This is a genomic window from Staphylococcus sp. McC-251-APC-3A2, from assembly GCF_009695665.1.
Classification (GTDB): domain Bacteria; phylum Bacillota; class Bacilli; order Staphylococcales; family Staphylococcaceae; genus Staphylococcus; species Staphylococcus cohnii.
Genome location: NZ_VUNO01000001.1, coordinates 517,754 through 543,868, shown reverse-complemented (window position 1 = coordinate 543,868; position 26,115 = coordinate 517,754). Strand labels below are relative to the sequence as shown.

Below are 26,115 nucleotides of genomic sequence, written 5' to 3'. Positions count from 1 at the left end.
ATTGAAAAGTCATCTGATTTAATGATTTAACATACATAAGTAATGATTTATTTAATGTATTTTAAATTATAGTGAGAAACTAATAGAAGGATTGTGAAAGATTAAATGACTAACCAAACGCCAATGATGCAGCAGTATTTAAAAATAAAATCACAATATCAAGATTGTTTACTATTTTTTAGATTAGGCGATTTTTATGAAATGTTTTTTGAAGATGCGAAAGAAGCATCTAGAGTTCTAGAAATAACATTAACGAAACGGGATGCTAAAAAAGAAAATCCCATTCCTATGTGCGGTGTACCTTACCATTCAGCAGATGGCTATATCGAAACATTAATTAATAATGGATATAAAGTTGCTATTTGCGAGCAAATGGAAGACCCTAGACAAACAAAGGGAATGGTAAAACGTGAGGTAGTTAGAATCGTTACGCCTGGTACGGTTATGGATCAAGGCGGCGTAGATGAAAAACAAAACAATTATATTTTGAGCTTTGTACAAATAAATGATTGTTATGCACTAAGTTATTGTGATGTGTCTACAGGAGAACTTAAAGTAACATCTTTTAACGATCAAGCTACATTAATTAATGAAATAACAACAATTAATCCAAATGAAATCGTGGTAAATGCGCAAATAGATGAGGGATTAAAACGTCAAATTAGTTTGACAACTGAAACAATTACAGTATTGAATGAAATATCAAATGCAGAATATGCAGTTAATACAAGTAATGATCAATCTTTATATAATGCGACTCAGTTATTACTTGATTATATTTTCCATACGCAAAAACGAGATCTATCTCATATAGAAACTGTTGTAAAATATGAAGCAGTAGATTTTATGAAAATGGACTTTTATGCAAAACGTAATTTAGAATTGACAGAAAGCATACGCCTAAAAAGTAAAAAAGGAACATTGCTATGGTTGATGGATGAAACTAAAACGCCTATGGGGGCAAGAAGATTAAAACAATGGATTGATAGACCGTTAATCCATAAAAACCAAATTGAATCTCGGCTAGATACAGTTGAGCAATTTATTGACTTTTTTATAGAGAGAGACACTTTGAGAGAACATCTTAATCAAGTATATGATATCGAGCGTTTAGTCGGCCGTGTAAGTTATGGAAATGTAAATGCTAGAGATTTAATTCAGTTAAAACATTCAATTTCTGAGATACCCAATATTAAACAATTATTAGATGGTTTAGATACAGAAACCACTGAACAATTTAAAGCACTTGAACCTTTAGATGAATTGTTAACATTGTTAGAAAATAGTTTGAAAGAAGAGCCACCTATCTCTGTTAAAGAAGGTGGATTATTCAAAAAAGGATTTAATCAGGAGCTTGATGAGTATTTAGAAGCATCGAAGAATGGTAAATCTTGGTTGGCTGAACTGCAGACAAAGGAACGTCAACGCACTGGTATTAAATCACTGAAGATTAGTTTTAACAAAGTCTTTGGATATTTTATTGAAATTACAAGAGCCAACTTGCAAGGTTTTGATCCTTCTGCATATGGTTATCATCGTAAACAAACTTTATCAAATGCAGAACGATTTATTACGGATGAATTAAAAGAAAAAGAAGATATTATTTTAGGTGCTGAAGATAAAGCGATTGAATTAGAATATCAATTATTTGTGCAATTGAGAGAGCAAATAAAAACGTATACAGAGCGTTTGCAAAAACAAGCGAAAATTATTTCAGAATTGGATTGTTTACAAAGTTTTGCAGAAATAGCGCAAAAATACAATTATGCAAGACCTGCATTTAGTGAAGACAAGACACTTAAATTAACAAATTCAAGGCATCCAGTTGTAGAACGTGTCATGGATCACAACGACTATGTGCCAAATGATTGTAAACTAGATCAAGATACGTTTATTTATTTAATCACAGGACCTAATATGTCAGGGAAATCTACTTATATGAGACAAGTTGCAATCATAAGTATTATGGCACAAATGGGCGCATACGTACCTTGTGAAGCAGCTGTATTACCAGTTTTTGATCAAATATTTACAAGAATTGGAGCTGCAGATGATTTAGTTTCTGGTAAAAGTACATTTATGGTTGAGATGTTGGAAGCACAAAAAGCACTTGCTAATGCTACAGAAGATAGTTTAATTATTTTTGATGAAATAGGTAGAGGTACCTCTACTTATGATGGATTGGCTTTGGCACAAGCTATGATTGAATTCGTTGCACATACTTCTCATGCCAAGACATTATTCTCTACACATTACCACGAATTAACAACTTTAGATCAGTCGTTATCTTCGTTGAAAAATGTTCATGTTGCAGCAAATGAATACAATGGTGAGCTTATCTTCTTACATAAAGTTAAAGATGGAGCTGTCGATGATAGCTATGGTATCCAAGTAGCGAAGTTAGCACATTTACCAGAAGCAGTTATCTCACGCGCACAAGTAATTCTAGATGCATTTGAACAAAATAATAATCAAGAACAAACGACAAATGAAAAAGTCAATGTTATTAAAACAGGTGTGGAAGCACAATCTTTAGAAAAACCAATAGTAGCAGAAAATGATTACAACTATAGCGATGACAAACAAGAACATAACAGCTACCAATTTGAACAAGCAGCTTTTGATTTGTTTGATTATCCAGCAGCACAAAGTGAAATAGAGAATGAAATTAAGCAATTAAATTTATCGAATATGACACCGATAGAAGCCCTAGTAAAACTTAGTGAATTACAGAATCAGTTAAAGTAGAGGTGAGGTCATTCAATGGGTAAAATAAAAGAATTACAGACATCTTTAGCAAATAAAATAGCAGCTGGTGAAGTAGTGGAAAGACCTGGATCAGTTGTGAAAGAACTATTAGAAAATGCAATTGATGCACAAGCAACAGAAATAAATATAGAGGTTGAACAATCAGGCGTCGCTTCTATACGTGTTGTTGACAACGGTACTGGTATTGAAATCGATGATTTAGATTTAGTATTCCATCGTCACGCAACAAGCAAATTGGATGCAGATGATGATCTGTTCCATATTCGTACATTAGGCTTTCGTGGAGAGGCATTAGCTAGTATTTCATCAGTTTCTAAGGTAACATTGAAAACATGCACAGGTAATCAAGAAGGCCAAGAAATTTATGTGGAAAATGGTGAGGTTTTAAATCGAAAACCAGCTAAAGCAAAAAGAGGCACAGATATTTTAGTGGAGTCACTATTTTATAATACGCCAGCACGATTAAAATATATTAAGAGTCTATATACCGAACTAGGTAAGATAACAGATATAGTAAATCGTATGGCCATGAGTCATCCTGATATACGTATTTCGCTTGTGTCTGATGGTAAAACAATTATAAAAACAAATGGATCTGGTAGAACAAATGAAGTGATGGCTGAAATTTATGGTATGAAAGTTGCTAAAGACTTAGTACATGTTACAGGGGATACAAGTGATTATCATTTAGATGCTTATTTTGCGAAACCTGAACATTCTAGAAGTAATAAGCATTATATTTCTATCTTTATTAACGGGAGATATATTAAGAATTTCTTGTTAAATAAAGCGATTTTAGAAGGTTATCATACTTTATTAATGGTTGGTCGTTACCCAATATGTTATATCAATATTGAAATGGATCCGATATTGGTAGATGTCAATGTCCATCCAACTAAATTAGAGGTAAGATTATCAAAAGAAGACCAGCTTTTTGAATTAATCGTTAACAAAATTCGTGAAGCTTTTAAAGATCGCATTTTAATTCCTCAAAATGATATGGATAAAATGACGAAGAAAAACAAGGTATTAAACCAATTTGAGCAACAGAAAATGGATTTTGAAAAACGTCAACAACAAAATAACTTTGAGCAAAATATTGAACAAACAGCTGATTCAAACATGCATAATGAAAATGACACAAGTGTAGAAAATGAAGCATCTTATATAAATCAACACGATGGTGAACAAAATCGTATTCAAGAATCACAAAATGATTATAAGAAAATACAAAATGAACTACTTTATGATTTTGAAACAACAAATAGTGATTCTACTGATAATGAAGTCTCAGTTGAAGATAATAGTGATGAGGATATTAAAGGTCGCGTGAGTGCTTCACCAACTCGTCGAATACCCTACATGGAAATTGTTGGACAAGTCCACGGTACCTATATTATCGCTCAAAATGAAAATGGTATGTTTATGATTGACCAACACGCAGCTCAAGAAAGAATAAAGTATGAATATTTCAGAGAAAAAATTGGTGATGTTGTAAATGAAAGTCAAAATTTATTAATCCCGTTAACTTTCCATTTCTCAAAAGATGAATTAATGATTATTAATCAGTATAAAGATGAATTAGATAAGGTAGGCGTGCATTTAGAACCATTTGGTGGACATGATTATATTGTAGATAGCTATCCTGTTTGGTTTCCGAAAGAAGAAGCAGAAGAAATCATCAAAGATATGATTGAATATGTATTAGAACATAAAAAAGTCGACGTTAGAAAAATTCGTGAAGAAGCTGCGATTATGATGAGTTGTAAAAAATCAATTAAGGCTAACCACTATCTAAAAAATAATGAAATGGCAGATTTAGTCAATCAGTTGAGAGAGACTGAAGATCCATTCACCTGTCCGCATGGAAGACCCATTATTATTAATTTCTCAAATTATGAATTAGAACGTCTATTTAAACGTATTGTCTAAGGAGGAATTCATGTTGAAACCGCATATTTTACCTGCAGTTCGCTCAATGAAAGATTTAGAAAAATTAACGATGACAGATTATAAGGAATGTGTCATGTTAGATGCGCATATTGGGCATGTTAAAAGCATCATGGGTCTATTAAACAAGAATAATATTGAAACATACATGCATATCGATTTAATCAAAGGTATGAGCCATGATGAATTCGCGTGTGAATACATTATTCAAAATTATCATCCTAAAGGCATCGTTTCAACCAAGACAAAAGTAATTAACAAAGCAAAATCACTAAATACAACAACTGTGTTCAGAGTATTTGTATTAGATAGCCATGCATTATCTAGAAGTATTGAATTGATTAAGCGTGTAGAACCAGATTTTGTGGAAGTTTTACCGGGTATTGCTACAAAAGCCATACGTATCATTAACGAAGAAACGAATACTGCTGTAATTGCTGGCGGACTCATTAACAGTAAAGAAGAAGTAGACATTGCAGTTTCAAATGGTGCAAAATATATTACAACTAGTGATCGATCGTTATGGTAATCTAATCAGATGATATAACTAAAACAATAAAAGTTAAGTATTTTGATATCATCAATATATTTGCGAACGATCGCCATGAACGAGTATAGGGAGTTGTTGATAATGATAAAACCAATGCAATTAAAAGAAGGAGACACTGTGGCGATTGTGTCTCTTTCTTCTGGTTTAGCAGGTGAAAGTGATATGTTATGGCGAACGCGACAAGGCATTCATCGTTTGGAAAGTGAATTTGGTTTAAAAGTCAAAGTAATGCCCCATGCACTCAAAGGTGTAACGTTTATTCACGATCACCCAGAATGTAGAGCGAAAGATTTAAATGAAGCAGTAAAAGATCCAGAAGTTAAAGCTATTATTAGTTGTATTGGTGGAGAAGATGCGATACGCATTTTGCCTTATGTGGATTTGCAGGCAATTGCCACAAATCCTAAAATATTCAGTGGTTATTCAGATACAACTACAGTACATTTGATGTTTTATAAAATGGGGATAGTTAGTTTTTATGGGCAGGCATTACTTACTGATTTTGCAGAAAATATTGCAATGGATACATATACTGTAGAGAATATTAACAAGTGTTGGTTTAATACAAATAAAATTGGAACAATAGAACCAGCATTTTATATACGACCATACGGATTAAAGTGGGATATAAAAAATAAAAACAGGTGTAGACCTGAAATAGTCCAAAATGGATACGAAATATTAAATGGTAATAACAAAGTAAGCGGCCATCTTTTAGGCGGGAATCTAGAAACTTTTGTTGACTTACGTCATACTTCAATATTTCCTGAAATTGAGGCTTTTAATGGGGCAATATTATTTTTAGAAACATCGGAAGACACACCGACACCGGAAATGTTTGCTGAATATTTAGAGCAATTGCTAGAGCATGGTATTTTAAACCGTCTGAATGGCATGATTTTTGGCAAGCCTTTTAACAATGTATATTATGAAAATTATAAAAGAGAAATATTTAAAATAATAAAAAAATGCAATAATCCTAAAATGGTTGTTTTTTATAATTTATCATTTGGTCACAATGAACCAAAACATGCGATTCCTTATGGGTTGATGGCACAAATTGATCCATTAACCGGTCAGTTTAGTATCGCTGAAAACAGTGTAGTATCCACTTAAGTTGTGACAACTTTTCTACAAAAACATTTGACAACGCTTACAACAACGGTGTAAGATAAACTCAAGTTAATATTTAGAACAGAGATGGGAGATTTCTACAGTAATTAAACCGGTGGTTCACAACTGGATATAATTGTAGGGATCTCCCTGTCTTATTTTAGGAGGAGTCTTTATGAGTGTATATTTTGCTGAATTTTTGGGAACAGCAATACTTGTACTATTTGGGGGAGGCGTTGTTGCAAACGTCAACTTAAAAAGAAGTAATGGGAATGGCGCAGATTGGATCGTTATTGCTACAGGTTGGGGATTAGCAGTTACTATGGGAGTGTACGCGGTAGGTAATATATCGGGTGCGCATTTAAATCCAGCAGTGACTTTAGCATTTGCAATGGATGGCGCAGTTAATTGGTCTATGGTACCTGGTTATATCATCTGTCAAATCCTTGGTGGTATTGTGGGTGGTGCATTAGTTTGGTTAATGTATTTAGCTCAATGGAAAGCAACAGAAGATCAAGGTACAAAATTAGCTGTATTTTCTACAGCTCCTGCCATTAAGAACTATTTTGCAAACTTTATGAGTGAAATTATTGGCACAGCTATTTTAACAATGGGGCTTTTATTCATCGGTATGAATAAAATTGCTGATGGACTAAATCCATTAATTGTCGGTAGTTTAATCGTTGCAATTGGTTTAAGCCTAGGTGGTCCTACAGGTTATGCAATTAACCCAGCGCGTGATTTAGGTCCACGTATTGCACATGCAATTCTACCAATCTCTGGCAAAGGCGATTCTAATTGGTCCTATGCAATTGTACCAGTGTTAGGCCCTGTGACTGGTGGTATGATTGGTGCGGTGATTTATAGACTGTTTTATAAAGGTGCATTTGATACAATGTCAGTGGTTGCAATCGTATTATTAATCATCACACTTATTTTAGGTGTCGTATTAAATAAAGCGAAAAATGCTAAAGGTATTGAATCGATATATTAATTACGTTTAATTTATTTGTATTTACGTTAAAATATAACTAGATATTATTATCATTGGATTAATATAAAATTATTAGTTGAGTGAACTAATAAAAAAAGGGTACAGAAAAGTATGTATATCAATGTGAATTACATATGTAATTCGTGTTATGAACATTAGAAGAGGGAGCTAATAATTATGGAAAAATATATTTTGTCAATCGACCAAGGCACTACGAGTTCTAGAGCAATTCTGTTTGATCAAGACGGAAAAATCAAAGGCGTTGCACAACGTGAATTCAAACAATATTTTCCAAAATCAGGCTGGGTAGAACATGATGCTAATGAAATTTGGACGTCTGTTTTAGCTGTTATGGCTGAAGTTTTAAATGAAGAAAACGTTGGTGCAGATCAAATTGCTGGTATTGGTATTACAAACCAACGTGAAACTACGGTAGTGTGGGATAAGAAAACATCAAGACCGGTATATCATGCAATTGTTTGGCAATCACGTCAAACACAAGGCATCTGTCAAGAATTAAAAGAACAAGGTTTAGAAGATAAATTCAGAGAAAAAACAGGTCTCTTATTAGATCCGTATTTCGCTGGGACAAAAGTTAAATGGATTCTTGATAATGTAGAAGGTGCAAGAGAAAAAGCTGATAATGGAGATTTATTATTCGGTACAATTGATTCATGGCTAGTGTGGAAATTATCTGGTGGCAAAGCACATATTACAGATTATACAAATGCAAGCCGTACATTGATTTATAATATCCATGATTTAGAATGGGATCAAGAATTATTGGAGATATTAGAAATTCCAAACACTATGTTACCTGAAGTTAAAGAGTCTAGTGAAGTTTATGCAAATACCATTGATTATCATTTCTTTGGACAAGAAATACCAATTGCTGGTATTGCAGGTGACCAACAAGCAGCATTATTTGGTCAAGCTTGTTTTGAACGTGGAGATGTAAAAAACACCTACGGTACAGGTGGCTTTATGTTGATGAATACAGGTGAAGAAGCTGTAGCATCTAAAAGCGGTTTGTTAACAACAATCGCTTACGGACTAGATGGAAAAGTTAATTATGCACTTGAAGGTTCTATCTTTGTTTCGGGTTCAGCCATTCAATGGTTACGAGATGGATTAAGAATGATTAATTCTGCACCACAATCAGAAAATTACGCAGAACGTGTAGAATCTACAGAAGGTGTTTACGTTGTGCCTGCATTCGTAGGCTTAGGAACACCATATTGGGATGCAGATGCACGTGGAGCAATCTTTGGTTTAACGCGTGGTACTGAAAAAGAACACTTTATCCGTGCTACATTAGAATCACTGTGTTATCAAACGCGTGATGTACTTGAAGCAATGGAAAAAGATTCTGATATTACAGTGAATAACCTGCGTGTTGACGGTGGTGCTGTTAAAAATAACTTTATTATGCAATTCCAATCTGATTTATTAAACGTGAGTGTTGAACGTCCAGAAATTAATGAAACAACAGCTTTAGGTGCTGCTTATTTAGCTGGTTTAGCTGTAGGTTTCTGGGATAATAAAGATGAAATTGCTAACCGTTGGAAACTAGAAAAAGAATTTAATCCAGATATGGAAGAAAAAGAAAGAAATAAATTATATAAAGGCTGGAAAAAAGCTGTAGAAGCAACGCAAGTCTTTAAGTTAGACGATGAATAAAGAATTAGACTTATCTAAGTTTCTTATGCTATAATAAGGGTAAGTTAATATTATCGAGATGAGAATTGAGAGACACTGTTCGTACAATTATATATGTATGGGATAGGTCTCTCTTTTTTTATTACTACTAGGAGGCGCTAGATTTTATGAGTTTATCAACTTTGAAAAGAGAGCAGATTAAGAAAGATTTAAAAAATGATACTTTTGACGTTGTCATTATCGGTGGAGGTATTACTGGTGCAGGTATTGCATTAGATGCAACACAAAGAGGTATGAAGGTTGCGTTAGTAGAAATGCAAGACTTTGCACAAGGTACAAGTTCACGTTCAACAAAATTAGTTCATGGTGGTTTACGTTACTTGAAGCAATTGCAAGTGGGCGTTGTAGCAGAAACTGGTCGTGAGCGTGCGATTGTATATGAAAATGGCCCTCATGTAACGACACCAGAGCGTATGTTATTGCCAATGCATAAAGGTGGTTCAATGGGTAAATTTACCACAGCTATTGGTTTAACAATGTATGACAGACTAGCAGGCGTAAAAAAATCAGAACGTAAAACAATGTTAAATGCTAAAGAAACGTTAGCGAAAGAGCCACTTGTTAAAAAATCAGGCTTAAAAGGCGGCGGATCTTACGTTGAATATCGTACTGACGATGCGCGTTTAACAATTGAAGTTATGAAACGTGCAGCTGAAAAAGGCGCAACAATAATTAACCATACGAAATCAGTACATTTCACATATGATTCAAATGAAAAGGTAAATGGTATTCATGCTGAAGACCAAATTACTGGTGAAACTTACCCAATTAAGGCTAAAAAAGTAATCAATGCGAGTGGCCCATGGGTAGATGAAGTACGTAGCGGTGATTATGCACGTAATAACAAACAACTGCGCTTAACAAAAGGTGTTCATATTGTTATAGATCAATCGAAATTCCCATTAGGACAAGCAGTATACTTTGATACTGAAAAAGATGGACGTATGATTTTTGCGATTCCTCGTGAAGGAAAAGCATATGTAGGTACAACAGATACGTTTTACGATAACGATAAAACGTCACCATTAGCAACACAGGAAGATAGAGATTATTTAATCGACGCAATCAACTATATGTTCCCAGATGTAAATGTAGCTGATGAAGACATTGAATCATCATGGGCTGGTGTTAGACCATTGATTTTAGAAGAAGGTAAAGATCCTTCAGAAATTTCTCGTAAAGATGAAGTATGGGAAGGTAAGTCTGGTTTACTCACGATTGCTGGTGGTAAATTAACTGGTTATCGCCATATGGCATTAGAAATTGTGGACTTATTATCTAAACGCTTAAAATCAGAGTACGGTTTGAAATTTGATAAATGTGCTACAAAACACTTACCAATTTCTGGTGGAGATGTTGGTGGTAGTGCAAACTTTGATAACTTTATTGATAAAAAAGTTGAAGATGCCAAAGCTTATCAAATAGATGATGCAACAGCACGTCATTTTGCAACGAAATATGGTTCGAATGTAGAAGAATTATTCAAAATTGCTCAAACAGCACAATATCAAGAGTCTGGTTTACCATTAGATATTTATACAGAATTGATTTATTCTATTCAAAACGAAATGGTTCATCGTCCAACAGATTTCTTTATTCGTCGTACTGGTAAACTTTATTTCAAAATAGATGATGTTCTAAATTATAAAGATCAAGTGATTGATGTAATGGCTGAATTACTTGGCTACACAGATATTCAAAAAGACTTGTTTACAAAAGAACTTCAAACTGCAATTGATGAAGCACAAACGGGTAATAATCAACCTGCAGTTAAAGAATAAATTTAAATATTGTATGAATCTATCATTGAATGCTCATGTATATGAGTGAGTGGATTCAAACTATGAATAATAATTTCCCCCCTTCAAAGTAGACATTAAAAAAATGTAAGCTTTGAAGGGGGTTTTTATATCTAAGAAATATAGAGCGACACAGGTTTTTTTACTTAGTTAGTTTTTAAAGATATAATGCATTTAATTTCACTAATAATTGCGTTGTAAAATGTAATAAAGCTTAATAGCATTGTATTTGAAAACAGTGTACTTTGAAGGTATATTGTATAATGTATGATGAATGAAACGATACGTGATTTGGGGGTAAAACATGAGTGGAAATGAGTTTAAAATCACTGTTGCAGATGGGACAACTTTAGAAGTGAAATTGAATAAGGCGAAAAAAGATACGATTGGTGTTATTCACTTACTTCATGGCATGGCGGAACATATGGATAGATATGATGCGCTTGTTGAATCATTAAATCAACAAGGATATGATGTACTGCGACACAACCATAGAGGGCATGGTATAGATATAGAATCATACGAACGTGGTCACATTGATAGTATGGAGCAAACAGCTGACGATACTTTTGAAATTGCACAGACGTTGTATTCTGATTCTGTGCATACGCCATATATTATATTAGGGCATTCTATGGGTTCTATTATCGCTAGAATTTTCACACAAAAATATCCTGATGTTGCGCAAGGTATGATTTTATCAGGAACTATGCAGTACCCTAAATATCTAGGTAAACTCGTACAAATAGTTTTAAAACTTATCACTTTAATAACTGGAAAAAGACGGCGTTTAAAATGGTTAAACCAAATAATGTATAAAACCTTTAATAAAAATATAAAAAATAATAAATCGGAAAGTGATTGGTTATCCAGCGATGAACAAGAAGTAGAAAAATTTGAAAAAGACCCTTATACTGGATTTTTAGTCTCAAATCAATTGATTTTTGAAACAGTGAAATATATGTTACAGACAAGTAAATTAAAAAATATAAAAAAAATGAAACCAGATCTACCCATTTTACTTATTTCTGGAAAAGATGATGCGATAGGTAATTATGGCAAAGGGATTAGACATTTAGGGAAATTATATAAAAAAGGTAATATTCAACATATCACAGTACATTTATACAAAAATAAAAGACATGAAGTCTTATTTGAAAAAGATGCGACGACTACATGGCAACATATGTACGATTGGATAGAAAGACAAATTTTAAAAAAATATAACAGAGCAGATAAAGCATAGAGAGAGTTGATATAAGTGCAGAGCGATAAACCATTCATAATTGCATTAGTTGGTCCAACAGCTGTTGGTAAAACAGAATTAAGCATTGAATTGGCTAAAAAATTTAATGGTGAAATAATTAGCGGAGATTCCATGCAAGTATATAAATACATGGATATTGGAACAGCAAAAATAAAACAAGAAGAGATGGCTGATATACCTCATCATATGATAGATATTTTGGAACCTGATGAAACTTTTTCTGCATATGATTTTAAAAATAGAGCTCAAAATTTAATTAATGAAATCACGGATAGAAATCATGTGCCTATCATAGTTGGTGGCACAGGCTTGTATATCCAATCATTAATCTATAATTATGCCTTCGAGGATGAAACGATATCTGAAGCACAACAAATTAAAGTCGATCATGCGCTAAAAGAAATAGATTCATTAACAAATGAAGCAATGCATGACTATTTAGCATCTATAGATAAAATTTCAGCTGATAATATACATCCAAATAACCGAAAAAGAGTTCGAAGAGCTATTGAATATTATTTAAAAACAAAAAAACTTTTAAGTTCACGCAAGAAAAACCAACAATATACAGAAAATTATGATACATTATTAATAGGGATAGAAATGTCACGCGAAACTTTATATCAAAGAATTAATAAACGTGTAGATATAATGTTGGAACGCGGATTACTAAATGAAGTGAAACAACTCGTTGAAGATGGTTTTGAAACTTGTCAAAGTATGCAAGCTATCGGATATAAAGAGATGTTACCTGTAATTAAAAATGAGGCTAGTCTAGCCGAAGCAACAAATAAATTGAAAAAGCATTCTAGAAATTATGCTAAAAGACAAATAACTTGGTTCAAAAACAAACTCGACGTAGTATGGTTAGATAGAGAGAAAATGTCACTTTCATTGATGTTAGATGAAGTTTCAGTCCAAATAAAGAAAAGGAAAACATAACATGAATACAACAGAAAACATCCAAGATAAATTCCTAGGACAATTTAAGGCTGATCAAACGAAAGTTATCGTATTTTTAGTAAACGGTTTTCAAATGAAGGGCATTATTGAAGATTATGATGACAATTTAGTTTGTTTATTAACACAAGGAAAGCAACATCTTATTTATAAACATGCTATCAGTACATTCACGCTTGATGATGCAGTAGAAGAAGTATAATATTAAAAAACAATTTATTTTGCATACTTTAAATGAAAAAGCTACACTTTGATATAAATTATCAAGTGTAGCTTTCTTATTATTTATAATAGTGCTTCAATATCTGCTTCAATTTGACCTGGTTTTTTTTGTGGTGCGTAACGATTGGTTACTTTACCTTCTCTATCAATCAAAAATTTTGTGAAATTCCATTTGATTTTTTCATTGAAAAATCCATTTTGTTGTTCTGTTAGGAATTGATATAATGGGTGTTGATTTTCTCCTTTGACATCAATCTTTTCATGCATTGGAAAAGATACGCCATAATTGATTTTACAGTTTTGAGTCGCTTCTTCACCAGTACCTGGCTCTTGACCTCCAAATTGATTACATGGAAAACCTAGTACAACAAATCCTTGGTCTTTATAGTTGTCGTATAAATGTTGTAATCCTTCAAATTGTGGTGTGAAACCACATTCACTAGCAGTATTAACAATTAGCAATACTTTGTTTTTATATTCTTCTAATTTGTATGTTTCACCATTTGATTTTTGAACTTCTATATCGTATATATTCATATAGCGTCACCTCTTATTAATAATTTAACATAATTTGAGAAGATAGTCTTTATATAAACACTATGATAAAATAGCAAAGAAAACTTTGAAAGAGGTGCATGTTATGAGCCAACAAACACATACGACTAAAAAGGAATTAGAATCAGCAATTTTAGTTGGAGTACAAGCTCAAACCGATGAAGTGTTTGATTTTGAATCAACAATGGAAGAATTAGCTTCATTGTCTGAAACATGCCAATTAAATGTACAAGCTGAATTTACTCAGAACAGACAACATTTTGATAATAAATATTACGTTGGAAAAGGTAAGTTAGAAGAAATTAAAGCATACGTAGAAATGAACGAAATAGATGTAGTAGTTGCTAATGATGAATTGACAACGGCACAGTCAAAAACATTAAATGGTAATTTGAATGTTAAAATTATCGACAGAACGCAACTGATTTTAGAAATTTTTGCACTTCGAGCACGAAGTAAAGAAGGTAAGTTACAAGTAGAATTAGCGCAATTAGATTATTTATTACCAAGACTCCAAGGTCATGGGCGTAGTTTATCAAGATTAGGTGGAGGCATTGGAACGAGAGGTCCTGGTGAAACTAAATTAGAAATGGACCGTCGTCATATTAGAACACGCATGAATGAAATAAAACATCAATTAGAAACAGTGGTTGAACATCGTGAGCGTTATCGTAATAAACGTGAACAAAATAATGTGTTTCAAGTAGCACTAATTGGTTATACAAACGCTGGTAAATCATCTTGGTTTAATGCATTAGCTAATGAGGCTACCTATGAGAAGAATTTACTTTTTGCTACTTTAGATCCTAAGACAAGACAAATTCAAATTAATGATGGATTTAATTTAATCATATCTGATACGGTTGGTTTTATTCAAAAACTACCAACTACACTTATCGCTGCGTTTAAATCTACATTAGAAGAAGCGAAAGGTGCAGATTTGTTGTTACATGTCGTAGATGCGAGTCATCCTGAATATCGTGTTCAGTATGATACAGTTAATCAAATTATAGGTGATTTAGAAATGGGGCATATTCCACAAGCTATTATTTTTAATAAAAAAGATTTACATGAAGGTACTGCCCCTACTACTAATTTACCATCAATATTTGTTTCAAGTAAAAATGAAGCAGATGAAGAAAAAGTGAAACAATTACTTATTGAGCAAGTAAAATCTGCTTTGACTACTTATGAAGAAAATGTACCAAGTGCTGATGCCGATAGATTATATTTTTTAAAACAGCATACACTTGTCACTGAAATCAAATTTAATGAAACAGATGCAACATATACCGTAAAAGGTTTTAAAAAAGAATAGGAAGAAGAATTACGATGAAAAATACGAAGCAATTAATAGCAGAAACAGAAGCAAAACTAGAACCATATTTTAAAAAAATAGAAGAAATCGCTTATATCAATCAAGAAAAAGTGTTAGATGCATTCCATGCTGTTAAAGTAGCTGAAAGTGACTTACTGGGGACAACGGGTTATGGTTATGATGATATAGGTCGGGATCATTTAGAAGCGGTTTATGCACATGCATTTAAGGCAGAAGATGCATTAGTACGTCCCCAAATTATTTCTGGCACGCATGCGATCACGATTGCATTACAAAGTACTTTGAAATATGGGGATGAGTTATTGTATATCACTGGAGATCCTTACGATACGTTATTAGAAGTGATAGGTATTAATGGTAATGGTATAGAAAGTTTAAAAGAACACGGAATACTATATAATAAGGTTGACTTAAAGCATGGTGAAATTGATATTGATAAGGTATTGTCTAAAATATCATCGCAAACTAAGGTTATTGCTATTCAGCGTTCGAAAGGTTATGATCAACGACCATCCATAGATTTAACAAACATAGAAAGCGCGATTCAAAAAATAAAAGCCAAATACCCTGAAATCATAATTTTTGTAGATAATTGTTATGGTGAATTTGTTGAAGAACGGGAACCTATAGAATGTGGTGCTGATTTAATGGCAGGTTCATTAATTAAAAACCCAGGTGGAGGTTTAGCTAAAATTGGTGGTTATATCGTAGGTAATGAAACATTGGTAGAAAGATGTGGATACCGTTTAACCGCGCCAGGAATTGGTAAAGAAGCCGGTGCCTCTCTATATTCATTGCAAGAAATGTATCAAGGCTTCTTCTTAGCGCCTCATGTGGTTAGTCAAAGTTTGAAAGGTGCATTATTTACGAGTTTATTATTAGAAAAAATGAATATGCACACTTCACCAAGATTTGATGTGCCTAGAACAGATTTGATTCAAACGGTCACTTTTGATACGAAGGAACAGATGATTCAATTTTGTCAAAGTATTCAAGCAGCTTCCCCGATTAACGCACATTTTAGTCCTGAACCATCTTATATGCCAGGTTATGAAGATGATGTTATTATGGCTGCGGGTACTTTTATTCAAGGTTCTTCAATTGAATTATCAGCGGATGGTCCAATTAGACCCCCATATGAAGCATATATACAAGGCGGCTTAACGTATGAACACATTAAGTTAGCAGTAACAAGAGCTGTTGAAAAGTTATTTTAATAACCTGAAAGAGATGCCACATTGAATTGCATTTATTGCTATGTTAAATAGCAAATTGTAATGTATATGTGGCTTTTTTAATTAAATTAAAAAAATTTCGGAAAATTCAGCGATTAAATTGAATAAAACTGTTATAAAGTCAGTAAGATCAATGGTTTGAAGTATATGTTAGAAAACCTGACATATTTTTGAATTACTTTAGTAATTATGCTAAATTGAATACAAGTTCAAAAATAGAGGTGATTGGATTGGAGTCAAAAGATACGATACGACGAAGCATGCCGGTCTTCTCTATGAGTGTTGTTACGAAATTAAGTGAATTAACTGCTAGACAAGTTCGCTATTATGAGACACATGAACTGATTAAACCACATAGATCAGAAGGAAATAAACGACTTTTTTCGTTAAACGATTTGGAACGCCTTTTAGAGATAAAAAGATTAATAGAAAAAGGTTTTAATTTAAAAGGTATTAAACAGATTTTAAATGACGAACAAGAACACCTTTCTGATGTTGAACAAGAAACGAGAAAACAAATGATTGTTGATGCTACACAGAAACCACAACGAGAAGCGATTCCGATAAATCGTGGAGATTTATCTCGATTTATCAAATAAAATTAATGGGGGACATTTATAATGGCAAAACGTACATTTACAAAGGAAGACATACACAAGTTCGCTAAGGAAGAAAATGTCAGATACCTACGTTTACAATTTACTGATATTTTAGGTGTAATTAAAAACGTGGAAGTACCAGTAAGCCAATTAGAAAAAGTTTTAGATAACGAAATGATGTTTGACGGATCTTCAATTGAAGGTTTCGTACGTATTGAAGAATCAGACATGTATTTATATCCAGATTTAGATACATGGGTTATTTTCCCATGGACAGCCGGTCAAGGTAAAGTAGCTCGTCTTATCTGTGATGTTTATAAAACAGATGGCACACCATTTGAAGGTGACCCACGCGCAAACTTAAAACGTGTGTTAAAAAACATGCAAGATTTAGGATTTAGTGAACTTAATTTAGGGCCAGAACCTGAATTCTTCTTGTTTAAATTAGATGAAAAAGGTGAACCAACATTAGAATTAAATGATAATGGTGGTTACTTTGACCTTGCACCAACAGATTTAGGTGAAAATTGTCGTCGCGATATTGTTTTAGAATTAGAGGATATGGGCTTTGATATTGAAGCAAGTCACCACGAAGTGGCACCGGGCCAACATGAAATTGATTTTAAATATGCAGATGCTATCACTGCTTGTGATAATATCCAGACATTTAAATTAGTTGTTAAAACAATCGCACGTCAACACAATCTTCATGCAACATTTATGCCTAAACCATTATTTGGTGTGAACGGAAGCGGCATGCACTTCAATATGTCACTTTTCAAAGGTAAAGAAAATGCCTTTTACGATCCAGAGGGCGATATGGAAATGACTAAAGATGCTTATCATTTTATCGCGGGGATTCTGAAAAATGCACGTGGTTTAACTGGTGTATGTAACCCATTAGTTAATTCTTATAAACGTTTAGTTCCAGGTTATGAAGCGCCATGCTATATTGCTTGGAGTGGTAAAAACCGTTCACCATTAATCCGTGTACCAACTTCACGTGGTTTATCAACGCGTGTAGAAGTTCGTTCAGTAGATCCAGCAGCCAATCCTTACTTAGCATTAGCAGCTATCTTACAAGCGGGCTTAGACGGTATTGAAAATAAATTAGAAGTACCAGAACCAGTAAATCAAAATATATATGAAATGAATCGTGAAGAACGTGAAGCCGTTGGTATTCAAGATTTACCATCAACATTATATACAGCTATTAAAGCAATGAAAGATAATGATTCTATTAAAGAAGCTTTAGGTAATCACATTTATAATCAATTTATAAACTCTAAATCTATTGAATGGGATTACTATAGAACTCAAGTTTCTGAATGGGAAAGAGAACAATACTTAAAACAATACTAGGTGCTAAGCAAAAGGGGCAAACACTAGGTATATAAGCAATTCGGGTCACTTATTCGTAAGTGATTCGGGTTGCTTTTTTTGCACCCACTCGTATTTATAAGTGCCTTTTGGGTGAAAATCAGGGATGATTCAGCCTATTTTTAACTATTAGAAAGTGAAAAAGTTATGTAAAATTTGTATGAAGTGATATAATTTTTGAAAATAAGATTAGATTTTTTAATATAGTGTATTATATTTATAGGTTTTTAAGTTAAAGTAAAAATAACGTTTAGTCTTATTGAAATGATTTAAACTAATTAAAAAGGGGTTGGAGTTAAATGCAAGAAGTAAAATTAAGTACGTTAAAAGCGGGTTCCTTAAAAGAATTAGAAAGTAGCATAAATGCATATTTAAAAGATGAAGAAGTAGCGAATTATCAATTACTCAATTCAACTGTTCGTGAAATAGAAGAGCGTGCTTTTTCAGCAAATGAAGAAGAATTTCATGCTATATTAACATTTATAAAAGAAGTAGAATAAGAACAAACGTTATTGATTGTAATGATTACTAAGTTTTAGGGAATTACAAAATACACAATATGAGGTTGAGACTATTATCACGTCTCAACCTTTTTCTAATGAAAATTGATTTGTGAATGAAAGGTAGAATGTAATGAAGTATTTAAAAGTACAGATGACAAGAGAAAATTTAGAAAGTATTCCACAGTATGAATTACCTGTTGGATATAAAATTCGTAACTTTAAAATAGGAGAAGAAGTAAAATGGGCAAATTTGGAAATGAAAGTTAATGAATTTGATACTACTGATCAAGCATTGACACATTTCAACACTGAATTTGGACCGTATATTAATGAAATGGAACAAAGATGTTTGTTTCTTGAGAATCCCGAAGGAGAAGTTATTGGTACCGCAACTGCTTGGTATGGACATTTAACAAAAGATAGCAAAACATCTGGACGAATCCATTGGGTTGCGATTATTCCGGAGTATCAAGGTAAGCAATTATCTAAACCTTTATTAACGGCAGCAATGAAAATTTTAGCTGCATATCATAATCAAGCATATTTAACCTCTCAAACAACAAGCTTCCAAGCAATCAATATGTATCTTAATTTTGGATTCAGACCAATTCATGTTGATGAATATGATCATGAAGCATGGACTTTATTGGAAAAAACATTAAATCGAAGCATTTTATAAATATATTTTTTAAAGAAAAGCGTGTTTATTAGTATATTCCTATAATAATATTATGTTAACTAAAATAAAAAAACTGCCGATTTAAACACTCGGCAGAAGACACTATTTTTTCTTATTCTTAGTTACAATAACTTGAATAATAAAAATAATAAATCCAATGAAAATGCCTAAAAATACTGCTACAACTGCAGACACAAGCGGTGGAAATTGAAACTGATATTGTAATATTAAGCCTACAATGATTGCTATAACAATCGCAATAACTGTAATCATGTTCTCCTTAAATATACTCAAACTGTTCACTCCTATCATTTATGTATTATATCATGATTGCTTAAGTACGTTAAAATAAAATAATGACTAATTAAAGTTTTATTTAATGTAAAAGATTAATTTTTATTTAAAATGAGCGTCTTGACGTAAACTTTAATTTTCTATATGATAATTTGGTATATTCATAAAAAGTGGGTGCAACAATGAAACCAACAAAGAAAATTACTACATTAATTATTAGTATAGTTGTACTAGGCGTACTTGCATTTCAGTTTATAAATGGGACTGGCCCTTTTTCATCCAATGATACAAATAATAATGACGGACCAAAGCAAACTGAGAAAGTACATGTAGCCCGTGTAGTTGATGGTGATACATTAATAGCAAATAATAGTCAACATGAACAAATTAAAGTGAGGTTGATAGGTGTAGATACGCCTGAAACTGTTAAACCAAATACGCCAGTACAACCATATGGTAAAGAAGCATCTGATTTTTCAAAAGAACATTTAACTGATAAAGATGTCTTTTTAGAATATGATAAAGAAAAAGAAGATCGATATGGTCGTACACTGGCATATGTTTGGCTAGATAAAGATACGATGTTCAATGAACTGTTAGTGAAAAAAGGATTGGCTAGAGAAAAATATTTTTCTCCAAATGGTAAATATAGAGAAATGTTCGAAAAAGCAGAACAGATAGCTAAAAGTAATAACGAAAATATATGGAGTTAAAAATTTCAAATGACTTAAACACAAAAGTGACTGGTACATAAATATCTATTCTCAAAAAAGAGAGCTAATCCATAATGGGTTAGCTCTCCTTTATATTTACATCTTACGATTTTGGCAATACATGTTTGTCTGAGTATTTGATTTACTTAATCTGAGCATGTAATCTCTTACTTATATCATTATTAGAAGTGACGGCATGTTACAAAATCGTTCATGCAGTTTTTAATACTGTTTAATTAGTGGAAATGTGCAAGTAGTTCATTATACTGTGATTCAGTTAATGATTCTTGAGCATTTACAATCGTTTCACCAATTATTTCTTTTAGAGAAGATTTGGATGAAACTGTTTCTACAAAATCTTGTCTTTCTGTAGGTCCATCAATTAAATTTACGCTACCATCTGTAAAGTAAACTAAACCAATATTTTGAATTCTATGATGCAATTGGTCTGCAATTCTATCTTCCAATGCTTTGGCATTTTTTGAAGACTGTTCATATGGATCATAATTATAAAAGTCATAAATAATAGAATTATTTCTAATTCTCTCTACAAATGTGTATGTTGTAGGTCGTGTTGATTGGAATTGACTATGGAATTGATTTGCAATATAACGGCCAACTGTTTGATTTACAGTATCATCGTCACTATTTTGTGTGTCATTTGTTGGGTCAACTGTGAAGTGGTAAAATGTTTTTTGCTTCCAGTTTTTCACATTAATATTAAATAACCCTTTTTCAGTAATAACAATGTAATCGAAAGCTCTAGCATATTCAAACAAAGGATGCTTAACAGCTAAATTTCCAGTTGTTATAATATCAAAAAATGAAATTGAACCTTCACTTTGATATTGATTTAATATGTCATTTAAATCCTGTTTAGCTTTTCTTAATCCATGATGGTGTGTATCATTATTAACATTTTTTTCAAGCATTTGATTTTTTAAATATGTGTTTTCACGCGTGATGATACTAATTTTATTTATTAACTGATCTTTTGCATATGATTCAGTCTCAAGCTTATGATTCATCACTCTTCTTTCAATAATAATAACTAATAATAGTATTACAATAATTATTGCTAAAATAATCGGTAAAAACATTGGTATCATCCTAATCTTAATATTTTTAATAAACTATATTTTACTCTTTTATTTATATTTGTACAAATACAATTAACTAATAGGGTTAATATTAGTATAATCATATTTTTTAATTATAAGCAATTCCTACTTAATATATAAATGAGTGATATGATTTGTTATAAAAATTATTGAATTAAAAAAATGATGTATCTATTTAATTAGTGCTTAATTGGGTAATACATATATTATCTACTATACTTACCGTAGAAAAGTCTGTTTGGAGGACATTGATTTGACTACTATGAAAAAATATATCAACTATATAATAGAAAACGTAAATAATGAAGATGTTATTGCATTTGATAACCACCCAGTTACTTATCACATTATTGACGAACTATATGAAGCTAAATTTAAAATTTCAGTGATTTCTTTTTCAACTGATATCATTAAATATGTTGCAAGGTACACTGATTTTAATATTATAATGCCCAATGGAAAGGTAGACAATGCACTACATATTATCACTGGTACGGATGTTATCCAAACATTTGAGAGATATCGCATTCGCTATTATTTTGCAACTGCACCTTATATGACAGATAAAGCATTGTATCAAACATTGCCAGAAATTGCTGAAATTCAGTTAGCTTTATACAATCGTTCAGAAGAATTATTAATTGTTAACAGACCAGCGATTTTGAAACAACATCATCGACAAGACTATAGCTATATTGGCGAATTTTAAATAAAAATGTGTTTAAATTCACATTTTTGTGCTTTTCACATTGAAAAATGTAGCAACAAATAATATAATGATTATTAATGGAAACGCTTACTTTTGATAGGAGGTACAGATTTGGCAGTTAGTAATGATAAAAATATTAAAGAAGTTGTAAAAAATTTAACTGAAAATGTACCTGAACTGTTTAAATATAATGGTGAAGTCGCAAAACAACTTTTTCTTCATGATGAGTTTAATTTAGACGATAAGGTAGATATTAGTGTCGAAAGAAAATATCTTGGTGAAGTTTTAAAGTTTATACCTAAAAGCAATACGATTGTTTTACACGATGGTAAAAATACAACCACTGATTTTACAAAGTTAGAATTTGCAGATGTCACTCATGCAAATATTTATATAAATGATGAGTTAATAATGACAATTATTGTTTATGATGTTGAAAATGATGAATGGATGTTCAGGTGGAATCACAATATTCGTTTACCCGAAAAGCATATTTATTTTCATTCTATCAAATGGGATGTAGATTATATTAAGCCTGAAATTGTATTAATGTATGAGTTATTGGATCCCATCGATTATCATCAATTACCAAATTATAGAAGTGTTATCGATTCGTTAAGTTATTATCAATTTGTTATTTTACGCTTAGTTGTTGGAGATGAACGCATTAATCAAGCACTTATATCTGAAAAAAAAGCAATTTAAAAACCCTTCAAATCATTCATTAGGATTCATTCACTTTCAAATGAGTCTATACGATTTGAAGGATTTTTTATCGATAAATAGTTAGTAATTATTGTTTAAATATTCAAACAATTTTTAGTGTAACAATATTCATAAGTAGCATTAACTGCTTTCTCTGCATCTGTAACGTCGATTCCAAACATCATAGAAATTTCTGAAGCGCCTTGGTTCATCATTTTCAAGTTTATGTTTGATTCTGCAAGTACATGAGTAATTGTGCTGGCAGTACCAACGATTCTATGCATGCCTTCACCAACCACCATTAGTATCGCTAAATCATGTTCAATGCTTAATTCATCTACATCACAATTTTTACGTATATCATTAAGTACTTGTTCCTCTTTGTTTTGTATCTCTTTAGAGCGCATGATGATACTTATGTTATCTATACCTGATGGCATATGATCAAATGAAATATTATAGTCTTCTAGTATGGCTAGTATTTTACGTGTAAAACCAACTTGTCTATTCATAAGATACTTTTTAATATTTAATACTGTGAAATCTTTGTCACAACTAATGCCACTTACAATACTATTTGAGTCAATTTCTCTATCATGTCTAATATAAGTTCCTATATCATCAGGTCTATTTGTGTTTTTTATAACGACAGGAATTCTGTCTTTGTGTAGCGGTTGTAAAGCTTCATCATGGAATACGCCAAAGCCAGCGTAAGATAACTCACGCATTTCGCGATATGTAATTTCATTTATAACTTCAGGATTTTTAACAATAGAAGGATTAGCTCTAAAAATGCCAGAAACATCTGTAAAGTTTTCATATAAATCCGCTCTTACACCTCTTGCTACAATAGCTCCTGTTATATCTGAACCACCACGAGGGAATGTGACCACGTAATTTTGTCTAGAAATACCAAAAAACCCAGGAATGATTAATTTTTCTTCAAATGACCTTAAGTTATAAAGTGCTTCATAAGATTGATCTAAGATTTGAGCATTTTGAGGTAAATCCGTAACAGTAATACCAGCCTCTCCAGGAGAAATATAACGCGTTGGAATACCTTGGCTATTATTATATTCTGCAATAATTTGAGCATTAAAGTTCTCACCACATGAAAGTAAAGCATCTAACAGTCTGGATGGCTTTTCGCTCAATGTAGCTATGTAACTTTCTAAAGTTTCATCAATTGTTTTTAAAAGTGCATCACTCATGTTGAGTTCGTTAATAATATCCTTGTAACGTTGAATGATTTCTTCTTTTTTAGAATTGTAGTCTAATCGTTCTATCACTTTTTCGTAAAGTCGAATTAATAAATCAGTAGTTTTTACATCATCTTTATTTCGTTTTCCTGGTGCCGATACGACTACGATTTTTCGAGCTTCATCTGAATTAACAATGTCTAATACCTTTTTAATTTGCTCTGCATTGGAAACAGAGCTTCCTCCGAATTTAGTTACTTTCATAATGTTATACAACCTTTCTAAAAAATCAGAAAATTTAGTTTAGTTTTTATCACAGGAGTGATAATATAAATATACGTTTTAAATATTCATAGACTTTACAAAAATAATGAATGAATTTATACTATACCATATTCAAGTATTTTTCAACTGTACAATTGTATTTTTTAGATAAACAAACGGAGGAATGAAGACATGAAAGAATTAAATGTAGCACTACTTGGTTTAGGAACTGTAGGTTCTGGTGTAGTAAAAATAATAGAAGAAAATAGAGAACAAATTAGAGAAACAATGAATAAAGATATTAATATTAGACATATATTAGTACGTGACAAGTCTAGAAAACGTCCTATTAATACATCTAAATATAATTTAACTGAAAATATAGAAGATATTCTTGATGATGAAACAATTGATATCATTGTCGAAGTACTTGGTGGAGTTGAGCCCACAGTAGAATGGTTAAAACGCGCATTGAGTGAGAAGAAACACGTGATTACCGCAAACAAAGATCTTCTAGCTGAAAATTTAAGAGAGCTAGAACATTTAGCCCAAGAAAATGATGTTGCTTTAAAATATGAAGCTAGTGTCGCAGGTGGTATTCCGATTGTAAATGCTATAAATAACGGTTTAAACGCCAATAATATAAGTAAGTTTATGGGGATTTTAAATGGTACATCTAACTTTATATTAAGTAAGATGACACAAGAAGAAACATCATTTGAAGAAGCGTTGGCAGAAGCACAACGTCTAGGGTTTGCTGAAGCAGATCCAACTGATGATGTTGAAGGTATTGATGCAGCACGCAAAGTAGTTATTACGTCGTATTTATCATTTAATCAGGTGATTAATTTAGATGAGGTTGATAAATATGGTATTAGCGATGTCACACTATCAGATATTAAAGTAGCTGATAAACTTGGCTATAAAATTAAGTTGATTGGTAAAGGTACATATGAAAATGCTCAAGTCAATGCATCAGTCGCACCAACTTTGATTGATAAAAGCCATCAGTTAGCATCAGTAGAAGATGAATTTAACGCGATTTATGTTATAGGTGATGCTGTTGGAGAAACAATGTTTTATGGTAAAGGTGCAGGTAGTTTAGCTACAGGGAGTGCCGTTGTAAGTGATTTATTAAATGTTACATTTAATTTTGATACTAATTTGCATACGCTACCACCGCATTTTGAATTGAAAACTGAAGAAACCAAAGAAATGATGAACGAAGAAGAAGATACGATTGTTATCAAAGGGAAAGAAAGTTATTATGTCGTGGTGCAAACAGATGGAGAAGATGTAAACCAAGTTGAAACTTTATTGAAAGGCGAATTGCCTGTTCACAAATCATTAGCAGTTACTGAACGTGATGCACATACTGCTGGTGTAGTTATCATAGGAATTGATGAATCCCCGATAGAAACAATTCAAGAATCAGGTTATGTTGTACAGAAAATTTACCCAGTTGAAGGAGTTTAAT

Annotated in this window: 24 protein-coding genes; 20 read left to right on the top strand and 4 right to left on the bottom strand. The window is 32.2% G+C overall.

What is annotated here, in order from left to right; all coding sequences use genetic code 11:
- Window positions 1–105 precede the first annotated feature (105 nt).
- The 10 genes from mutS (at window position 106) to hfq (ending at window position 13,323) form a co-directional block, all read left to right on the top strand.
- Window positions 106–2,748: a DNA mismatch repair protein MutS gene (gene mutS / locus FYJ81_RS02710; protein ID WP_107383969.1), complete on the top strand. Its 2,643-nt coding sequence runs from the start codon at window positions 106–108 to the stop codon at window positions 2,746–2,748.
- Between the two features lie 15 nt (window positions 2,749–2,763).
- A complete protein-coding gene (gene mutL / locus FYJ81_RS02705; protein WP_154409266.1) occupies window positions 2,764–4,701 on the top strand; it encodes a DNA mismatch repair endonuclease MutL in 1,938 nt (645 codons plus the stop codon).
- Between the two features lie 13 nt (window positions 4,702–4,714).
- Complete coding sequence (locus tag FYJ81_RS02700) at window positions 4,715–5,248, top strand: glycerol-3-phosphate responsive antiterminator (protein ID WP_107383981.1); 534 nt, start codon at window positions 4,715–4,717, stop codon at window positions 5,246–5,248.
- Between the two features lie 102 nt (window positions 5,249–5,350).
- Window positions 5,351–6,385, top strand: coding sequence for a S66 family peptidase (locus tag FYJ81_RS02695; protein ID WP_154409265.1), 1,035 nt, complete (start codon window positions 5,351–5,353; stop codon window positions 6,383–6,385).
- Between the two features lie 172 nt (window positions 6,386–6,557).
- Complete coding sequence (locus FYJ81_RS02690) at window positions 6,558–7,376, top strand: MIP/aquaporin family protein (protein ID WP_107386589.1); 819 nt, start codon at window positions 6,558–6,560, stop codon at window positions 7,374–7,376.
- Window positions 7,377–7,553: 177 nt separating this feature from the next.
- Complete coding sequence (glpK, locus tag FYJ81_RS02685; RefSeq protein ID WP_154409264.1) at window positions 7,554–9,056, top strand: glycerol kinase GlpK; 1,503 nt, start codon at window positions 7,554–7,556, stop codon at window positions 9,054–9,056.
- Window positions 9,057–9,202: 146 nt separating this feature from the next.
- Window positions 9,203–10,876, top strand: a complete 1,674-nt coding sequence (locus FYJ81_RS02680; protein ID WP_107386182.1) for a glycerol-3-phosphate dehydrogenase/oxidase — start codon at window positions 9,203–9,205, stop codon at window positions 10,874–10,876.
- Between the two features lie 322 nt (window positions 10,877–11,198).
- Entirely contained in the window at window positions 11,199–12,140 is a 942-nt protein-coding gene (locus FYJ81_RS02675; protein ID WP_107383963.1) for an alpha/beta hydrolase, read from the top strand.
- A gap of 15 nt (window positions 12,141–12,155) precedes the next feature.
- On the top strand, window positions 12,156–13,103 hold the full coding sequence (gene miaA / locus FYJ81_RS02670; protein WP_192945400.1) for a tRNA (adenosine(37)-N6)-dimethylallyltransferase MiaA: 948 nt from the start codon (window positions 12,156–12,158) through the stop codon (window positions 13,101–13,103).
- Between the two features lies 1 nt (window position 13,104).
- Window positions 13,105–13,323 carry an RNA chaperone Hfq gene (gene hfq, locus FYJ81_RS02665; protein ID WP_046208590.1) on the top strand — a complete coding sequence of 73 codons (219 nt, stop codon included), beginning with the start codon at window positions 13,105–13,107 and terminating at the stop codon, window positions 13,321–13,323.
- A gap of 83 nt (window positions 13,324–13,406) precedes the next feature.
- On the opposite strand, the gene FYJ81_RS02660 is transcribed toward hfq, so the two are convergent.
- Window positions 13,407–13,880 carry a glutathione peroxidase gene (locus FYJ81_RS02660; protein ID WP_154409263.1) on the bottom strand — a complete coding sequence of 158 codons (474 nt, stop codon included), beginning with the start codon at window positions 13,878–13,880 and terminating at the stop codon, window positions 13,407–13,409.
- Between the two features lie 103 nt (window positions 13,881–13,983).
- Between FYJ81_RS02660 and hflX the strand changes: the two genes are divergently transcribed.
- From hflX to FYJ81_RS02630, 6 genes are all read left to right on the top strand, one after another.
- A complete protein-coding gene (gene hflX / locus FYJ81_RS02655; protein WP_107383960.1) occupies window positions 13,984–15,216 on the top strand; it encodes a GTPase HflX in 1,233 nt (410 codons plus the stop codon).
- Window positions 15,217–15,230: 14 nt separating this feature from the next.
- The gene (locus FYJ81_RS02650; protein WP_107383959.1) at window positions 15,231–16,454 is read left to right on the top strand and encodes a methionine gamma-lyase family protein; all 1,224 of its coding nucleotides are present in this window, start codon (window positions 15,231–15,233) and stop codon (window positions 16,452–16,454) included.
- A gap of 248 nt (window positions 16,455–16,702) precedes the next feature.
- Entirely contained in the window at window positions 16,703–17,071 is a 369-nt protein-coding gene (locus tag FYJ81_RS02645; RefSeq protein ID WP_181187463.1) for a MerR family transcriptional regulator, read from the top strand.
- 21 nt (window positions 17,072–17,092) lie between these two features.
- Window positions 17,093–18,433 (top strand): type I glutamate--ammonia ligase, encoded by a 1,341-nt coding sequence (gene glnA / locus FYJ81_RS02640; RefSeq protein WP_019468737.1) that lies wholly within the window; start codon window positions 17,093–17,095, stop codon window positions 18,431–18,433.
- Window positions 18,434–18,750: 317 nt separating this feature from the next.
- Entirely contained in the window at window positions 18,751–18,951 is a 201-nt protein-coding gene (locus FYJ81_RS02635; protein WP_107383958.1) for a hypothetical protein, read from the top strand.
- A 133-nt stretch (window positions 18,952–19,084) separates the two neighbouring features.
- Entirely contained in the window at window positions 19,085–19,633 is a 549-nt protein-coding gene (locus tag FYJ81_RS02630) for a GNAT family N-acetyltransferase (protein ID WP_107383957.1), read from the top strand.
- 102 nt (window positions 19,634–19,735) lie between these two features.
- Here FYJ81_RS02630 and FYJ81_RS02625 read toward each other — a convergent pair whose 3' ends face one another.
- A complete protein-coding gene (locus tag FYJ81_RS02625) occupies window positions 19,736–19,927 on the bottom strand; it encodes a LapA family protein (RefSeq protein WP_154409262.1) in 192 nt (63 codons plus the stop codon).
- Window positions 19,928–20,109: 182 nt separating this feature from the next.
- On the opposite strand from FYJ81_RS02625, the gene nucI reads away from it, so the two are divergent.
- Complete coding sequence (nucI, locus tag FYJ81_RS02620) at window positions 20,110–20,640, top strand: thermonuclease NucI (RefSeq protein WP_107504920.1); 531 nt, start codon at window positions 20,110–20,112, stop codon at window positions 20,638–20,640.
- Window positions 20,641–20,876: 236 nt separating this feature from the next.
- Here the strand turns inward: nucI and FYJ81_RS02615 are convergent, their stop codons facing one another.
- On the bottom strand, window positions 20,877–21,740 hold the full coding sequence (locus FYJ81_RS02615) for a hypothetical protein (RefSeq protein ID WP_107383954.1): 864 nt from the start codon (window positions 21,738–21,740) through the stop codon (window positions 20,877–20,879).
- Window positions 21,741–22,023: 283 nt separating this feature from the next.
- Here FYJ81_RS02615 and FYJ81_RS02610 point away from each other — a divergent pair, with 283 nt between their 5' ends.
- Both FYJ81_RS02610 and FYJ81_RS02605 read left to right on the top strand, forming a co-directional pair.
- Entirely contained in the window at window positions 22,024–22,470 is a 447-nt protein-coding gene (locus FYJ81_RS02610) for a hypothetical protein (protein WP_226952021.1), read from the top strand.
- A 111-nt stretch (window positions 22,471–22,581) separates the two neighbouring features.
- Window positions 22,582–23,175, top strand: coding sequence for a hypothetical protein (locus FYJ81_RS02605; RefSeq protein WP_107517891.1), 594 nt, complete (start codon window positions 22,582–22,584; stop codon window positions 23,173–23,175).
- A 95-nt stretch (window positions 23,176–23,270) separates the two neighbouring features.
- On the opposite strand, the gene FYJ81_RS02600 is transcribed toward FYJ81_RS02605, so the two are convergent.
- Window positions 23,271–24,638 (bottom strand): aspartate kinase, encoded by a 1,368-nt coding sequence (locus FYJ81_RS02600; protein ID WP_154409261.1) that lies wholly within the window; start codon window positions 24,636–24,638, stop codon window positions 23,271–23,273.
- A 192-nt stretch (window positions 24,639–24,830) separates the two neighbouring features.
- Between FYJ81_RS02600 and FYJ81_RS02595 the strand changes: the two genes are divergently transcribed.
- Window positions 24,831–26,114: a homoserine dehydrogenase gene (locus tag FYJ81_RS02595; protein ID WP_107386173.1), complete on the top strand. Its 1,284-nt coding sequence runs from the start codon at window positions 24,831–24,833 to the stop codon at window positions 26,112–26,114.
- Window position 26,115: the final 1 nt, after the last annotated feature.

What these genes read in the sequence shown, in the direction of transcription:
- FYJ81_RS02610 (WP_226952021.1), top strand. Translation starts at nt 22,024, where the DNA reads ATGAAAAAATATATCAACTATATAATAGAAAACGTAAATAATGAAGAT.
- mutL (WP_154409266.1), top strand. Translation starts at nt 2,764, where the DNA reads ATGGGTAAAATAAAAGAATTACAGACATCTTTAGCAAATAAAATAGCA.
- hfq (WP_046208590.1), top strand. Translation starts at nt 13,105, where the DNA reads ATGAATACAACAGAAAACATCCAAGATAAATTCCTAGGACAATTTAAG.
- nucI (WP_107504920.1), top strand. Translation starts at nt 20,110, where the DNA reads ATGAAACCAACAAAGAAAATTACTACATTAATTATTAGTATAGTTGTA.
- FYJ81_RS02595 (WP_107386173.1), top strand. Translation starts at nt 24,831, where the DNA reads ATGAAAGAATTAAATGTAGCACTACTTGGTTTAGGAACTGTAGGTTCT.
- FYJ81_RS02695 (WP_154409265.1), top strand. Translation starts at nt 5,351, where the DNA reads ATGATAAAACCAATGCAATTAAAAGAAGGAGACACTGTGGCGATTGTG.
- FYJ81_RS02675 (WP_107383963.1), top strand. Translation starts at nt 11,199, where the DNA reads ATGAGTGGAAATGAGTTTAAAATCACTGTTGCAGATGGGACAACTTTA.
- glnA (WP_019468737.1), top strand. Translation starts at nt 17,093, where the DNA reads ATGGCAAAACGTACATTTACAAAGGAAGACATACACAAGTTCGCTAAG.
- glpK (WP_154409264.1), top strand. Translation starts at nt 7,554, where the DNA reads ATGGAAAAATATATTTTGTCAATCGACCAAGGCACTACGAGTTCTAGA.
- FYJ81_RS02650 (WP_107383959.1), top strand. Translation starts at nt 15,231, where the DNA reads ATGAAAAATACGAAGCAATTAATAGCAGAAACAGAAGCAAAACTAGAA.
- FYJ81_RS02600 (WP_154409261.1), bottom strand. Translation starts at nt 24,638, where the DNA reads ATGAAAGTAACTAAATTCGGAGGAAGCTCTGTTTCCAATGCAGAGCAA.
- FYJ81_RS02690 (WP_107386589.1), top strand. Translation starts at nt 6,558, where the DNA reads ATGAGTGTATATTTTGCTGAATTTTTGGGAACAGCAATACTTGTACTA.
- mutS (WP_107383969.1), top strand. Translation starts at nt 106, where the DNA reads ATGACTAACCAAACGCCAATGATGCAGCAGTATTTAAAAATAAAATCA.
- FYJ81_RS02680 (WP_107386182.1), top strand. Translation starts at nt 9,203, where the DNA reads ATGAGTTTATCAACTTTGAAAAGAGAGCAGATTAAGAAAGATTTAAAA.
- FYJ81_RS02660 (WP_154409263.1), bottom strand. Translation starts at nt 13,880, where the DNA reads ATGAATATATACGATATAGAAGTTCAAAAATCAAATGGTGAAACATAC.
- hflX (WP_107383960.1), top strand. Translation starts at nt 13,984, where the DNA reads ATGAGCCAACAAACACATACGACTAAAAAGGAATTAGAATCAGCAATT.
- FYJ81_RS02635 (WP_107383958.1), top strand. Translation starts at nt 18,751, where the DNA reads ATGCAAGAAGTAAAATTAAGTACGTTAAAAGCGGGTTCCTTAAAAGAA.
- FYJ81_RS02615 (WP_107383954.1), bottom strand. Translation starts at nt 21,740, where the DNA reads ATGTTTTTACCGATTATTTTAGCAATAATTATTGTAATACTATTATTA.
- FYJ81_RS02630 (WP_107383957.1), top strand. Translation starts at nt 19,085, where the DNA reads ATGAAGTATTTAAAAGTACAGATGACAAGAGAAAATTTAGAAAGTATT.